Origin of the sequence: Allotamlana fucoidanivorans, from assembly GCF_045788535.1 — a bacterium.
GTDB classification, from domain to species: domain Bacteria; phylum Bacteroidota; class Bacteroidia; order Flavobacteriales; family Flavobacteriaceae; genus Allotamlana; species Allotamlana fucoidanivorans.
Window position 1 is genome coordinate 3,661,219 of the sequence record NZ_CP074074.1, and the last position, 15,430, is coordinate 3,676,648.

Consider the following 15,430-nt stretch of genomic DNA (forward strand, 5'->3'; position numbering starts at 1 on the left):
ACAACATATAAATTGATTACCACTGTCCTATAAATTCTATCATAAAACAACATCAATAGAGCATTAGTACGATTATAAATTATGCCTGTACATTTTTGATTTGCCTCATTAAATATGTATATTTAATGAACAATTTTCACATGCTATGAATCACCTATTTAAGGTAAAAGTTAATGACGTTTTTGAGTATGAACTCTCAAAAAATAACTTAAAAACTTTAGACCCACTTAAAGTATCTAAAAACCAATATCACATTTTGCATGAGTACAAATCCTTTCAAACTGAAATTTTAAAATCTGATTTCGACAAGAAATGCTATCATGTAAAAGTTGATAACAATGTGTATGAAGTGCGTATTAAAAACAAACTCGATGAGTTGATTGATAATATGGGATTCTCGTCTAGTCATAATAAACAAATTAACACTATAAAAGCGCCCATGCCAGGATTAATACTTGATATTAAGGTCTCGGTAGGTCAAGTGGTTAATGAAAATGATTCGCTTCTCATACTGGAAGCCATGAAGATGGAGAATGTAATTGCCTCCCCGAGAAGTGGTGTGATTAAATCAGTCACTGTTGAAATTGGAAATGCTGTTGAAAAAAATCAATTGTTGATTGAATTTGAATAAATTATGAAAAAAATTCTAGTTGCCAACCGAGGAGAAATAGCTTTACGGATTATGAAAACGGCAAAGAAAATGGGAATTAGAACAGTGGGCGTCTTTTCAAAAGCAGACAGAAATGCGCCTCACGTAAAATTTGCAGATGAAGCTATTTGCATTGGTGAACCACCTTCTAGTCAATCTTATTTGAAAAGCGACAAAATTATTGAAGTGGCTCAAAAATTACAAGTTGATGCCATTCATCCTGGTTATGGATTTTTAAGTGAGAATGCTGCTTTTGCAGAACTTTGTGAAGCGCATAACATCACTTTCATTGGTCCGCAGTCAGAAGCCATAAAAATTATGGGCAGTAAACTGGCTGCTAAAGAAGCTGTAAAAACCTATAACATTCCTATGGTTCCTGGAATAGACGAAGCTATTTCCGATGTAAAAAAAGCTAAAATCATAGCTCAAAATATTGGATTTCCTATTCTTATAAAAGCTTCAGCGGGTGGTGGTGGTAAAGGCATGCGCATTGTTGAAAAAGAAGCAGACTTAGAATCGCAAATGCAGCGTGCTATTAGCGAAGCGACTTCTGCTTTTGGTGACGGCTCTGTGTTTATTGAAAAATACGTGAGTTCTCCAAGGCATATTGAAATTCAAATCATGGCTGATGGTCATGGCAATACGTTGCATTTTTTTGAACGCGAATGCAGTATACAACGCAGACACCAAAAGGTTATTGAAGAGGCTCCTTCATCAGTGTTGAGTCCCGAATTAAGACAAAAAATGGGAGATGCCGCCATAAAAGTAGCGCAGTCATGCCATTATATAGGTGCAGGAACGGTAGAGTTTTTATTGGATGCCGACCATAATTTCTACTTCCTAGAAATGAACACCCGTTTACAGGTAGAACACCCGGTAACAGAACTTATTACCGGTTTAGACTTAGTAGAATTACAAATAAAAGTTGCTCGTGGTGAAGCCTTGCAAATAAAACAAGACGACTTAAAAATAAAGGGACACGCTTTAGAATTACGCGTTTATGCCGAAGATCCTTTGAATGATTTTTTACCGAGTGTTGGCCATCTAGAAACCTATAAAATTCCTACTGGTAGTGGTATAAGAGTAGATGATGGTTTTGAAGAAGGCATGGATGTACCCATCTATTATGACCCGATGTTATCTAAACTGATAACTTATGGAGCCTCGCGAGAAGAAGCCATTCAACTGATGATAAAAGCCATTAATAATTATCATGTAAAGGGTGTTGAAACGACACTCCCATTTGGGAAATTTGTATGTGAGCACGATGCTTTTCGTTCTGGTAATTTTGACACGCATTTTGTAAAACAGTATTACACACCTGAGGCCTTAAAAGTGCATACAGAACACGAAGCTAAAATTGCGGCAATGATAGCCTTGAAGCAGTATTTAACAGATCAAAAACAATTAAGACTACCTCATTAAGTATGGATTCAAAAATTGAAAAGCTAAATGAAAAGCTCGCCCTTGCGCAATTGGGTGGTGGCCAAAAACGTATTGATAAACAACACGAAAAGAAAAAATTAACCGCTAGAGAACGTGTTGATTATTTGCTGGATGAAGGATCTTTTGAAGAAATTGGCGCCTTAGTTACCCACAGAACCACAGATTTTGGCATGAAAGACCAAATTATTTATGGAGATGGTGTCGTTACTGGCTATGGTACCATTGATGGTAGACTAGTCTATATCTATGCGCAAGATTTCACGGTATTTGGTGGCGCTTTATCTGAAACGCATGCCGAAAAAATTTGTAAAATAATGGATATGGCTGTTAAAGTGGGGGCGCCAATCATTGGACTTAATGATTCCGGTGGTGCTCGTATTCAAGAAGGCGTGCGTTCTCTTGGAGGGTATGCCGATATTTTTTACCGAAACGTTCAAGCTTCAGGGGTTGTTCCTCAAATTTCAGCCATCATGGGACCTTGTGCTGGTGGCGCTGTTTATTCACCTGCAATGACCGATTTTACTATCATGGTTGAAAACACTAGTTATATGTTTGTAACTGGTCCTAACGTTGTAAAAACAGTAACCAATGAAGAAGTTTCTAGTGAAGAATTAGGTGGTGCTCAAACACATGCCTCAAAATCTGGGGTAGCACATAAAACGTCTTTAAATGATGTAGCTTGTTTAGAAGATATTAAAACCTTATTAAGTTACCTGCCTCAAAACAACACCCAAACCCCACAATCACTTAATTATGATTTACAAGATGAAATAAGAGACGAGTTATCAACCATAGTTCCAGATAATCCAAACAAACCTTATGACATGCATGAGGTGATTTCGGGTATTATAGACAAAGATTCGTTTTATGAAATTCATAAAGATTACGCAGAGAGTATCATTGTTGGCTTTGCGCGTCTTGGTGGAAGAAGTATTGGTATTGTAGCCAACCAGCCTATGTCTTTTGCAGGGGTTTTAGGCGTTAAAAGTTCCAGAAAGGCCGCAAGATTTACTAGATTTTGTGATTGTTTTAATATTCCGCTTTTGGTTTTAGTTGATGTACCTGGTTTTTTACCTGGAACAGATCAAGAATGGAACGGCATTATTGTGCATGGCGCCAAACTTTTATATGCACTCAGTGAAGCTACCGTACCAAGAGTAACGGTTATTACGAGAAAGGCTTATGGAGGGGCTTATTGATGTTATGAATTCCAAACATATTGGTGCTGATATGAATTTTGCTTGGCCTGGTGCCGAAATTGCGGTTATGGGAGCTAAAGGTGCTAGTGAAATTATTTTTAAACGCGAGATTGCTGAAGCGGATAATCCTGCCGAAACACTAGAAAAAAAAGAACAGGAATATGCCAATTTATTTGCTAACCCATACGCCGCTGCCAAACGCGGATTTATAGATGAAGTTATTTTACCCAAAAACACCCGGCGTAAATTATTAAAGGCATTCGCCATGTTAGAGCACAAAAAAATAGATAGACCAAAACGTAAACATGGTAATATTCCGTTGTGATGTAAACTAAAAAAGACACTCATTTTGAGCGCCTTTCTTAACTATTAAACAATTCTAATTAAAACTCTAAATCTGCAATAATATCAAATTCATCGTAAATTGCTTTGTCTTTCAAATTATCAAAGAAGCTGGTTGAACCATAGCGTACATCAAATTTAGATCTATCAATTTTCAGGTTTGCCGTTGCTTTACTTCCGTAAATTGAAATTGTAAAATCTACAGGATTTGTTTTTCCTTTAATTGTTAAATCTCCTGTAACCGCATAAGCATTTTTTCCTGAAGGTTTCACGTTGGTAAACACTAATTTAGCTGTTGGAAATTTCTCTACACCGAAAAAGTCATCAGACTTTAAATGCCCTTCTAATTTACCTTGGTATTCACCTTCTAAATCGGTTACACTGATAGATGTCATATCAATAACAAACTCTCCGCCTGTTAATTTATCATCATCCAATATAAGTTTTGCGTCTTTTAAAGTAATGGTTCCCTCATGAGATCCTGTTACTTTATATCCTTTCCAAACCACTTTACTTTCATCAACTTTTACTGGCTTTTCAATACGCTCTATAGCTGAAAAAGACATAGCAAACACCGTTACTAATGTTAAAATGGCAATTGTTTTAATTCCTCTTTTCATAATGTTTCTTGTTTTAAATATTTAATTTATGATCCGTAATAAAATTTTTCTTTGATTATTTTTCCATCCTTCCATTCTTGAACAGCCACTTGATTATATTTCTTTACACCCCAATCTTTGTGGGTATAATCATAATACCACTCTACCATAGTGATATTTTCTCCTACAGTTACTTTGAGTGGTCTGGCTTCTCTAAATTCAGTTATAGCTGCAAAAAATGCTTCTTCTCGTTTTCTGTTTAATGCTTTTCCTACAAACTCAGGATTATCATTTTCTTGCATGACTACCTCTTCATCATAATAAGTTTCAAAAGCTTCAAGAGCTTTTCCTTGAAGAATTAAGTCATTTATATCACTAATTTTTTCTATTAAAGTATTCATAACTATAACTTATAACTATGATACAAAGTTCAGAAAGAAGTGGAAAGTATAAAATAATATAGTTTATCAAATCATGTTAAACTAGTTTAACATTACTGTTCAATGATGAGCTGACTTTTTATTTTACTGAGAAACTCTTTAGTAATACCAAGGTATGAGGCAATCATATACTGTGGGATACGCTGCTCTATTTTCGGGTATTGATTCCTGAAATACAAGAAGCGTTCTTTTGCCGACAGGCTAAAACTTCTTATAATTCTTTTTTGTGATGCCACAAAAGCCCGTTCTATAATTTGCCTGAAAAACCGTTCTAATTTTGGAATTTGACGATATAATTCCTCTATCGTATCGTAAGAGAACATAATAAGTTCTGTGTTTTCTAAACATTGTACATTAAAATCAGCTGGTGTTTGGGTAATAAAACTTCCCATATCTGACGTCCACCAATCTTCAATAGAAAACATAATAATGTGCTCTAACCCTTGTTCGTCTACATGAAACGTTTTTGTACACCCTGAAACCACAAAACAAGCATACTTACATACATCACCTTGTTGTAAAATAAATTGACCTTTCAAATATTTTCGGTAAACAAGCTTAGATTTTAAAAGGGTCACTTCATGGTCAGTTAATGAAATGTATTTCGACATATAGTCTAACAACGGTTGTATTTTCATGTATATGTATTAAGAGGTATCAAATTTAATGATAATAAAATTTTGTTAATCAATAGAAAGATAGTTTATATACCTGCATATTCAATTATTTTTGCGCCATGGAACAAAAACCACATTTTAGATTTGAATTTGTAGCTCTCATGGCATCCCTTATGTCTATTGTAGCCTTATCAATAGATGCTCTATTACCTGCTATTCCTGAAATTAGTCAACATCTGAATATCACCAACAACGCCGATAATCAACAACTCATTACCATGATTTTTCTTGGTTTAGGCCTTGGGCAACTTGTTCTTGGACCGTTATCAGACAGTTTTGGCAGAAAACCCATGGTTTATGTAGGATTTATTATTTTCATTATTGGAAGTATACTATGTGTAACCACTAAAAATTTCGACATGATGATTTTAGGGCGCTTACTGCAAGGGATAGGTTTATCATCTCCTAGAAGTATTGCCCTTTCCATAATCCGCGATTCATTCAGCGGTGATTATATGGCTAAAATTGTTTCTATTGTAGTTATGTTTTTCATTCTGGTTCCTGTAATTGCCCCAACACTGGGAAAACTTTTAATGACTTTATTTAATTGGCAATCTATTTTCTATGTCAACCTTATTTTTGGTATCATCGTCATGCTTTGGTTTTGGCTTAGACAACCTGAAACTCTTCCTAAAAAGAGACGTATTCCATTCTCATCACACCTTTTTATTGATGGCGTTAAAGAGTTTTTTAAATACAAAGAAGCTGTTGCTTTTACTATAATATCAGGTTTTATTACGGGTTCGTTTATGGTGTACCTAAGTACGGCACAGCAGATATTTCAAGACCAATATGATTTGGCCGATATGTTCCCGTATATATTTGCCAGTTTAGCCATTTCTATAGGCTTAGCTACTTTTATGAATAGTCAATTGGTAGAAAAATTTGGTATGTGGCGTATTGCGTTTGCGTCTACCATCGCTTATGCTGTAATATCGCTATTGTATCTTATCTTATTTTGGTCTGGAACTAACCCTAGTATTTATATTCTTGTAGGATTTTTTGCTTTACAATTCTTTGCCGTTGGTTTTCTCTTTGGAAATTTAAGAGCTCTAGCCCTAGAACCACTGGGTCATATTGCTGGTATAGGAGCTGCAATTAACGGGTTTGTATCTACCGTAATGGCCGTGCCTATTGCTAATTTTATTGGCAAATATATTGTTGATTCTGTGTTACCTATGTTTATAGGGTTCTCCATGTTTGGTGTATTATCTCTACTCGTTTTTACAATCTTAAAACAAAAACCAAAATTGATTTACAACTAATGCCAATCTATTTGGTATTTTGATTTTAATACATTTAGATGATGCGCTTCGTGCCCCAAAATAATAAAAGCAGCGGCTCTAGCCGACATAATAGCACCACTAGCATACCCAACAAATTTTAAATCTGTCTCATTAATACTCTGTAAGCATACTATTGAATTTTTTCTAACCGCTTCATATTCTTCAAGTAATTGTTCCATAGACTTTTCATTGGCTTTTGATGGTGCTATATAATCATCTTGATTAAAACCAGCTAGGGGTGTATTATCATGCCGAGCTATCCTAAAACAACGGTAAATAAATACCCGCTCAGTATCAATAATATGCTGAAACACTTCTTTTACACTCCATTTATCTACATGGTATTTAAAATTCCATTTGCTTTCTGGAATACGTTTAAAAAAATACAGAACACCTTCACCAGAGACCTTAAAATTATCTATTAGCGAACGTTCTGCAGATACACTTTCTATATACCCTTGATAATATGAATTATATTCTGAACTATTTAAGTCTGATACTTTCATAATTTAAATTTTAGCTTGGTAGGTATATAAATCGAAATACCTTCCTTTTTGATTTATAAGGTCATCGTGTGTGCCACGTTCTACAATTCTTCCCGATTCAATGACAAGAATCTGGTCTGCTTTTCTAATGGTACTTAATCTATGAGCTATAACAATAGTGGTTCTATTTTTCACCAATTCATTTAAACTCTTTTGAATTAAAGCTTCACTCTCTGTATCTAAATTTGAAGTAGCCTCATCTAAGATAATAATTTTTGGGTTAGCCAAAATGGCTCGAGCAATGGCCAAACGTTGTCGTTGACCTCCAGATAGCTTCACGCCCCGCTCCCCTATTAACGTTTCAAGTCCCTCTTCAAACCTACTTGTAAATTCATCAACATAAGCCGCTTTTACTGCATTTTGTAATTCTTCTTCAGAAGCTTCTGGTCTTGGAAACATGATATTCTCTCTAATAGTTCCTTCAAACAAAAATTCGTCCTGCAATACCACACCAAGATATTGCCTATAACTACTTAATTTTACTTTTGAAAGATCTTTATCATCTATAGTAATTTTACCAGATTTAGGATTTAAAAATGTAGCAGACAAGCCAGCAATGGTAGATTTTCCTGACCCCGAACTCCCCACCAATGCCGTTACAGAACCTGCCGGCGCTTTAAAATTGATGCTATGCAAGACCTCCTTATTTTCTTCATAGGCAAAGGACACATCGTTAAAAACAATATCGCCTTTTAAATTATCTAGCTGAATAGTTCGTTCTTCATTATCTTCTTCTGCTGTCATGTTCATTAGTTCCTCTGTTCTATCTAAACCAGCCAGTGCTTCGGTTAATTGACTACCAATATTACTCATTTGTACGATAGGTGCTATCATAAAACCAAGTACTAAAGTAAAGAAGAGAAAATCTCCTGTTGTCATTTCACTTTGTATCATATAATACCCGCCAATTCCCATAATACCAGTAGTGGCCACTCCAATAAGGAACGTAGATGAGCTTGTCATTAATGCTGTAGCCGTTAAACTCTTTTTTACATTTTTAAAGAGCTTATCTACACCAATCTCAAACGTTTTATTTTCTTGCTCTTCTGCATTAAACGCCTTAATTACACGAACTCCAGCTAAGGTTTCTGTCAATCGACCCTTAACTTCGGCATTTATCTTTCCGCGTCTCCTAAAAACAGGTCTGATGTATTTAAAGGCTTTTAAAGCGATATAACCAAAAATAGACAACGGAATAAAAACAAACAGGGTCATCCACGCATTTAGTTTTATAAGAATAATTAGTGAAACAATGGCGGTAAAAGAACCACCTACCAATTGCACCAAACCCGTTCCTATTAAATTCCGTACCCCTTCCACATCACTCATAATTCTTGAAACCAACGCGCCTGACTTTGTGTTGTCGAAAAAACTGATTGGTAACGACAGTACTTTTCGTTGTACCTGTGCTCTGAGTTCACTAATGAGGTATTGTGCTTGTACACTAAGAATTCTTGTTAACGCAAAAGAAGTTACTGCCTGAACGAATATTGCTGTTATTACAATAGCAATTAAACCATATAGCTTTGACGTATCCTGACTAGGCACTACATCATCTAAAAGCACTTTGCTTTGCCAAGGCAATATTAAACCCGACAAACTGCGTATTACAATTAAAATTAGCCCTATAAACACCAAATTTCGCCGAGGCCAAATAATGGTTTGAAAAGCCTGCGCTATAGTAACTTTTGATTTTGATTTATTCTTGGAAGGTTCTGCTAGATGTTTCATACGCTTAATCGTCGAGCTAACAAAAGTAAACTTTCATAATTCATTTCTTAAAATTTAGGACATAAAAAAACCACTCATTTTGAGTGGTTTTTTTAGTGTTAACAAATAAATTTATGCTTTTAAAACAATTCTAAATCTAGCCTTGCCTTCCTCAAGATGTTTCATTGCGGTATTAACGTCGCTCATATCAAACGTTTCCACAGTTGGGTAAATATCATGTCTTACACAAAACTCGAGCATTTTTCTGGTTAGAGCTATCCCTCCAAGAGGACTTCCTCCTAACGCTTTTTCTCCAACCAATAAGCTAAATGCTGGAATTTCCATAGGTTCTAATACTGCCCCAACGGTATGTAATTTTCCTTTTGGTGCCAAAGTAGTTAGGTAAGAGTTCCAATCTAAACTCACGTTTGCTGTATTTAAAATAAAATCAAGGGTACCCGCAATACTTTCTAAATCTTCAGGATTTCTTGAATTGACTACGAGATGCGCCCCCATTTTTATAATATCATCTTTCTTATTAGGATTAGAACTAAATGCTGTAACTTCACAACCCCAAGCTTTTAAGAATTTAATTGCCATATGGCCTAAGCCACCAATGCCTATTACACCAACCTTATCGGTTGGTTGAACTCCAGATAAAACAATAGGGTTAAAGACAGTAATTCCGCCACAAAAAAGCGGTCCTGCTTTTGCCATATCTAAACCTTCGGGTAAAGGTATTGCCCAAGACCAATGTCCTCTAACTACATCAGAAAACCCGCCGTGACGCCCTACAATAGTGGCTTCTGCTGAACCACACAGATGCTGATTTCCTCCAATACATTGATTGCAATGCATACAAGATTCTGAAAACCATCCAAGACCAACTTTATCTCCAACGTTAACATTCTTAACCTCGCTCCCAACGGCGATAACCTCACCTACTATTTCGTGTCCAGGTACAATTGGATATTGGGTCATCCCCCATTCATTGTTAATCATACTTAAATCTGAATGGCATATTCCACAATATTCTACTTTAATATCAACATATTCTCCTGAAACATCTGGTAACTCATATTGATGTTTTTCTAATTTTCCTCCTGCTTCATGAGCAGCATAAGCGTTTACAGTGATCATTTCAATAGTTTTTTGCTTGATTAATATCTTCTCCTATAAGATACAATTATATCCTGTAATCGCACTGGTTTAAAAGTTAAATAATTTTAAAAAAATTATTTGTTATTCGCTATTTTTACTTCTTAAAAAATAAATTTTTACACCCATGAAAATAATAGGAATTGGAAAGAATTACGTTAATGACAAAAGTGAAATAAATGCTTTAAAAACAGGAGAGCAACTCATCTTTATAAAAGCCGAAAGTACTTTGGTTACAGACAATAAGGATATTGTTTTTCCATCAATTACTAATGAATTGGTTTATGAAGTTGAACTTGTTGCCAAAATTGGAAAAACAGGAAAAGACATTTTAGAAGCCGACGCTGCATCATATATTGGTGAAATTGGTATTGGTATTGACTATACGGCCAAGGATGTTTTAACAGCAAGTAGAACTAACAAAGGGCCTTGGGCTTTAGCAAAAGGTTTTGACGGAGCTTCTCCTGCTAACGGTTTTAAACCAATATCACATTTTAAAGATATTAACGATATCAATTTTAGCCTAAACATTAACGGTAAAGAAATACAAGCCGGTAATACCAGTAACATGATTTACAATTTTAGTGAAATCATTGCTTATGTATCTAAATATATGACTTTACAACCTGGTGATTTAATTTTTACAGGAACTCCAGCATCGGGTGCTGGCTTAAATTACAAAGGAGATCATCTACAGGCCTTTATTGAAGGTGAATTGCTATTAGATTTTAAATTAATCTAATAACAGCCTCTGGAATATCATTCTTATGAAAAACTCCATTGCCGAAAGAGTGGGCGATTTCTTAAAACGCTATCCGCCTTTTAATTTAATAAAGCCCACACTTCTTTTTGACATTGCTTCGCAAGTAACTATTACCTATCTCGAAAAAGGAAACACAATATTTCAAAAAGGGGATACTTCACATGAATTTATTTATGTTGTAAGAGATGGTGGCATTGGTATTCACTATGACAATGGAGGTATTCATGATATATTAAATATTCATGACAAAGGTGATATTTTTGGGCTACAACCCTTAATTTCAAAAGACCCTTACCAAGTTACGGCTACGGCCAATGAGGAATCTATTGTTTATTCTATTCCTGTTGATATTTTTCAACGTGTTACCGACAATAATGCTAAAATTCAAAAATACCTCATTACGGTTTTTGCATCCAATATTGACGCGCCTTATAGTGCTGAGATAGCTGGAAAAATATTTGTTGATTATTTACCTAATCAAGCACAAGATTTAGTAAACTTTCAAACCGCAAATTACACTAAAAACCCCATTACATGCGACGAAGATTCTACAGTGCAAAGAGCCGCCATAAAAATGAGTCTTCATAAAATTGGGTGTATTATAGTAGTAGATAAAAGCAAAAATCCTGTTGGTATCATCACAAACAGTGATATAAAAAATAAAATTGCTACAGGGTTATTTCCTATAAATACTGCAGTGAATAAGATTATGAGCTCCCCGGTAATTACCGGTAAAAAAGGGTTAACAGTGGCCGAAGGACAGTTGCTCATGATTAAAAACACCATTGGTCATTTGTGTATCACTAAAGATGGTACGGTAAACACGAAACTAGTAGGCGTGCTCACGCATCATGATGTATTGACCTCTTTAGGAAACAGCCCCACTGTTATTCTAAAAGAAATAAAACGAGCTAAACGCACTAGAAGACTACGTTCTGCCCGACTAAAAGCAAATGTACTGTTAAAGCGTTATTTAGAACAAAATATTCCAATATCGCATAGCATTAAGATTATTTCACAAGTAAATGATGCCATTACAACTAGAGCCATTGAACTTGCTATAAAAAAAATGGACGCCCCACCCCCAGTGCTCTTTTCATGGCTTTCATTAGGTAGCCAAGGCCGTCATGAACAATTATTATTTACAGACCAAGACAATGCCATCGTTTTTGAAAACGTAAATGAATCTACCTATCAAGATACCAAATCTTATTTTTTAAAATTAGGACAATTGGTAACCTCCGCATTAAACAAAGTAGGATTTGAGTATTGTGAAGCAGATATGATGGCTAGCAATCCAGCGTGGTGCAAATCACTATCTGAATGGCAAACACAATTTAAACACTGGATATTAAAACCAGATGAAAAAGCCATTTTATTATCATCTATTTTCTTTGATTACAATTGTGTTTATGGAGATAAAATGCTTATTAGCAGTTTAACAAACACCATTTATGACACTCTAGCTGAAACCTCCTTATTTTTTAAATTTCTAGGTAGAGATGCAGTAAAAAGTCCGTCCCCCCTTGGTTTCTTTAGGCAATTTTTAATTGAAAAAACGGGTGAGCAAAAAGAGCTTTTTAATATTAAAAGTAGGGCTGTTATGCCTTTAGTTGATGCTGGCAGATTACTCGTTCTAAGTAAGCAGGTAAGAGATGTAAATAATACAGCAGAACGTTTTGAAAAATTAGCTGAACTTGAACCCGAAAACAAAGAGCTTTACAACTCTTGTTCTTATGCGTTTAAAGCACTTTTAAAATTTAAAACCAAGCAAGGCCTTCAAAATGGTGATTCAGGAAAACTTATAGATTTAGAAACCCTAAACAAAGAAGAAAAATTAAAATTGCGTCGGTGTTTTAAGCCTATTCAGGAAGTTCAGGAAGTGCTAAAAATTAGGTTTGATCTAAAAAACTTTATTTAAATGGTATTCAATTGGTTTCAGAAAAAAAAGAAAAGCTACCCTGATTTCTGGGAAACTTATCTTTCCTCTTTTAAAGATCATGAAAAACAAGCCATTCCTGAAACACGCTTTGTGGCTTTTGATACAGAAACTACAGGATTCGATTCAAAAAAAGATCGTATATTATCAATAGGTGCAGTAGCCTTTAAAGGAAAGTCTATCCCTGTAAATAACACCTTAGAATTGTATTTAAAACAGGATGTTTTCAATCCTAAAACGGTAGAAATACATGAAATTATTAAAAACAATAAACTAGAAAAGGTTACAGAATTAGAAGCTATTAAAATATTTCTGGATTATATAAAAGATGCTGTATTAATTGCACACCATGCTAAATTTGATCAAAGAATGATGAATGCTATGCTAGCCAGACATGGGTTGGGTGAATTAAAAAATGAATGTATTGATACTGGAACGTTGTTTAACAAATCAAAACACATCATTTACAAGGAAAACCTAAAAGACCATTATAGTTTGGATGACCTATGTACCGAGTTAAATGTAGCTGTTACAGATAGACATACAGCGAGTGGTGATGCCTTAATTACAGCATTTGTTTTTTTAAAAACCCTCGCCAGATTAGATAAAAGAAAGCATTTACAATGGGAGTATTTGTTATCTAGATAACAAAAAAAGTCCTGTAAACACAATTACAGGACTCTTACTTACACTTACAATGCATTATCTATAATATCTTGCACCACTTCTGGATTAAGTAAGGTGCTTGTATCTCCTAAATTACTAGTATCTTTTCCAGCAATTTTTCTTAAAATACGACGCATAATTTTACCACTTCGGGTTTTTGGCAATCCACTAGTAAACTGTATTTTGTCTAACTTAGCTATAGGACCTATTTGCTCTGTAATAATTTGATTAATCTCTTTACGCAAATTATCATGCATCCGTCCTTCTCCAGTTTCCTTCAACGTTACATAACCATATAACGCATTACCTTTAATATCATGCGGAAATCCTACAATGGCACTTTCTGCTACCGCTGGATGTTCATTAATAGCATCTTCAATAGGAGCAGTTCCTAAATTATGACCTGATACAATGATAACATCATCAACACGCCCCGTAATTCTATAATAACCAACCTCATCTCTCAAGGCGCCATCTCCTGTAAAATATTTGTTTTCATAAGCTGAGAAATAGGTGTCTTTATACCGCTGATGATCTCCCCAAATAGTACGTGCCATACTAGGCCACGGAAACTTAATACATAAACGACCATCTACCTGATTACCTTTAATTTCTTGTCCGCTTTCATCCATCAATGCAGGTTGAATGCCAATGAAAGGTAAGGTGGCATAGGTAGGTTTTGTTGGTGTTGCAAAGGCTATAGGCGATATCATAATACCTCCTGTTTCTGTTTGCCACCAAGTATCAACAATTGGCGATTTTTTCTTTCCAACATTATCATCATACCAGTGCCATGCTTCTTCATTTATAGGTTCTCCCACGGTACCTAATACTTTTAAAGAGGATAAATCATACTTCTCTAAATGGTGAACACCTTCCTTGGCTAAGGCTCTAATGGCGGTTGGTGCTGTATAAAATTGGTTGACTTTATGCTTTTCAACAATAGCCCAGAATCTCGAAAAATCGGGATAGCTTGGTACACCTTCAAACATAATTGTTGTTGCTCCGTTACATAACGGGCCATAAACGATGTAACTATGCCCTGTTATCCAACCTATATCTGCCGTACACCAATACACATCCTGTTCCCTATATTGAAATATATTTTTAAAGGTATAGGCCGTGTAAACCATATAACCACCTGTAGTATGCACCATACCCTTAGGCTTACCCGTAGAACCTGAGGTATATAATATAAATAACGGATCTTCTGAATTCATTGTTTCAGCAGGACAATCTAAATCAGCTTCATCCAGCAATGGTTGCAACCAGTAATCACGTCCTTCTTTCATACTAATTTCAGAATGAATACGCTGCGCAACTAATACGGTTTTTACGCCTGAACAAGACTCTAGCGCTTCATCAACAATCCCTTTTAAATCTATAGTCTTTGCTCCACGATATGAACCATCACTTGTTATTACCATTTTACAATCGGCATCATTAATTCGAGTGGCTAAAGCGGTTGATGAAAAGCCCGCAAAAACCACAGAGTGAATAGCTCCAATCCGTGCACAGGCTAAAACAGAAATAGCCAATTCAGGAATCATGGGCAAGTATATGCACACACGATCGCCCTTTTCAATACCTTTACTTTTTAAAACATTGGCAAACTGACATACTTTTTCATGTAGTTGTCTGTAAGTGATATGCTGTGCTTCTTCCTCGGGATTATTAGGCTCAAAAATAATGGCTGTTTTATCTGCTCTTGTTGCCAAGTGCCTGTCAATACAGTTTTCTGTAATGTTTAATTGGGCACCTTCAAACCATTTTATTTCTGGTTTAGAAAAATCCCAGCTTAATACATTATGCCATCGTTTACGCCACATGAAATGTTCTTCGGCCATTTCTTCCCAGAAAACTTCGGGATTTCTGACCGATTTACGATAAACTTGGTAGTACTCTTCTAAATGCTTAATATGGTAATTACTCATAAATTTTGATTAAGGTCTTTATATTGTCCAGTTTATTAGGTCTTCTAAATTAATAAAATATTAAGCATAGAATAAAC

Annotated in this window: 13 protein-coding genes and 1 pseudogene; 7 read left to right on the plus strand and 7 right to left on the minus strand. The window is 35.3% G+C overall.

Features of this window, described 5'->3' with window-relative positions; genetic code table 11:
* Positions 1–145: 145 nt before the first annotated feature.
* From KFZ70_RS15590 to KFZ70_RS15600, 3 genes and pseudogenes are all read left to right on the plus strand, one after another.
* A complete protein-coding gene (locus KFZ70_RS15590; protein ID WP_139698515.1) occupies positions 146–631 on the plus strand; it encodes an acetyl-CoA carboxylase biotin carboxyl carrier protein subunit in 486 nt (161 codons plus the stop codon).
* 3 nt (positions 632–634) lie between these two features.
* The gene (gene accC, locus KFZ70_RS15595) at positions 635–2,074 is read left to right on the plus strand and encodes an acetyl-CoA carboxylase biotin carboxylase subunit (protein WP_139698514.1); all 1,440 of its coding nucleotides are present in this window, start codon (positions 635–637) and stop codon (positions 2,072–2,074) included.
* Positions 2,075–2,076: 2 nt separating this feature from the next.
* Positions 2,077–3,619, plus strand: a pseudogene (locus KFZ70_RS15600) (acyl-CoA carboxylase subunit beta).
* A 58-nt stretch (positions 3,620–3,677) separates the two neighbouring features.
* Here KFZ70_RS15600 and KFZ70_RS15605 read toward each other — a convergent pair.
* The 3 genes from KFZ70_RS15605 to KFZ70_RS15615 form a co-directional block, all read right to left on the minus strand.
* On the minus strand, positions 3,678–4,256 hold the full coding sequence (locus tag KFZ70_RS15605) for a YceI family protein (RefSeq protein ID WP_139698512.1): 579 nt from the start codon (positions 4,254–4,256) through the stop codon (positions 3,678–3,680).
* Positions 4,257–4,282: 26 nt separating this feature from the next.
* The gene (locus KFZ70_RS15610; protein WP_139698511.1) at positions 4,283–4,636 is read right to left on the minus strand and encodes a nuclear transport factor 2 family protein; all 354 of its coding nucleotides are present in this window, start codon (positions 4,634–4,636) and stop codon (positions 4,283–4,285) included.
* A 92-nt stretch (positions 4,637–4,728) separates the two neighbouring features.
* Positions 4,729–5,313, minus strand: a complete 585-nt coding sequence (locus KFZ70_RS15615) for a Crp/Fnr family transcriptional regulator (protein WP_139698510.1) — start codon at positions 5,311–5,313, stop codon at positions 4,729–4,731.
* Between the two features lie 98 nt (positions 5,314–5,411).
* Here KFZ70_RS15615 and KFZ70_RS15620 point away from each other — a divergent pair, with 98 nt between their 5' ends.
* Positions 5,412–6,617, plus strand: a complete 1,206-nt coding sequence (locus KFZ70_RS15620) for a multidrug effflux MFS transporter (protein ID WP_139698509.1) — start codon at positions 5,412–5,414, stop codon at positions 6,615–6,617.
* Here KFZ70_RS15620 and KFZ70_RS15625 read toward each other — a convergent pair.
* The 3 genes from KFZ70_RS15625 to KFZ70_RS15635 all read right to left on the minus strand — a co-directional run bounded on the left by KFZ70_RS15625 (position 6,614) and on the right by KFZ70_RS15635 (position 10,033).
* Complete coding sequence (locus KFZ70_RS15625; RefSeq protein WP_139698508.1) at positions 6,614–7,144, minus strand: DinB family protein; 531 nt, start codon at positions 7,142–7,144, stop codon at positions 6,614–6,616. The genes KFZ70_RS15620 and KFZ70_RS15625 overlap by 4 nt on opposite strands.
* A 3-nt stretch (positions 7,145–7,147) precedes the next feature.
* Positions 7,148–8,914 carry an ABC transporter ATP-binding protein gene (locus KFZ70_RS15630; protein WP_139698507.1) on the minus strand — a complete coding sequence of 589 codons (1,767 nt, stop codon included), beginning with the start codon at positions 8,912–8,914 and terminating at the stop codon, positions 7,148–7,150.
* A 111-nt stretch (positions 8,915–9,025) separates the two neighbouring features.
* A complete protein-coding gene (locus tag KFZ70_RS15635; RefSeq protein WP_139698506.1) occupies positions 9,026–10,033 on the minus strand; it encodes an NAD(P)-dependent alcohol dehydrogenase in 1,008 nt (335 codons plus the stop codon).
* A gap of 145 nt (positions 10,034–10,178) precedes the next feature.
* On the opposite strand from KFZ70_RS15635, the gene KFZ70_RS15640 reads away from it, so the two are divergent.
* From KFZ70_RS15640 to KFZ70_RS15650, 3 genes are read left to right on the plus strand one after another with little or no spacing between them, the layout of a single operon-like run.
* Positions 10,179–10,793: a fumarylacetoacetate hydrolase family protein gene (locus KFZ70_RS15640; RefSeq protein ID WP_139698505.1), complete on the plus strand. Its 615-nt coding sequence runs from the start codon at positions 10,179–10,181 to the stop codon at positions 10,791–10,793.
* Between the two features lie 25 nt (positions 10,794–10,818).
* Positions 10,819–12,735 carry a DUF294 nucleotidyltransferase-like domain-containing protein gene (locus KFZ70_RS15645; RefSeq protein ID WP_139698504.1) on the plus strand — a complete coding sequence of 639 codons (1,917 nt, stop codon included), beginning with the start codon at positions 10,819–10,821 and terminating at the stop codon, positions 12,733–12,735.
* Positions 12,736–13,401 (plus strand): PolC-type DNA polymerase III, encoded by a 666-nt coding sequence (locus KFZ70_RS15650; protein ID WP_139698503.1) that lies wholly within the window; start codon positions 12,736–12,738, stop codon positions 13,399–13,401.
* Between the two features lie 44 nt (positions 13,402–13,445).
* Here KFZ70_RS15650 and acs read toward each other — a convergent pair whose 3' ends face one another.
* On the minus strand, positions 13,446–15,353 hold the full coding sequence (gene acs / locus KFZ70_RS15655; RefSeq protein ID WP_139698502.1) for an acetate--CoA ligase: 1,908 nt from the start codon (positions 15,351–15,353) through the stop codon (positions 13,446–13,448).
* Positions 15,354–15,430: the final 77 nt, after the last annotated feature.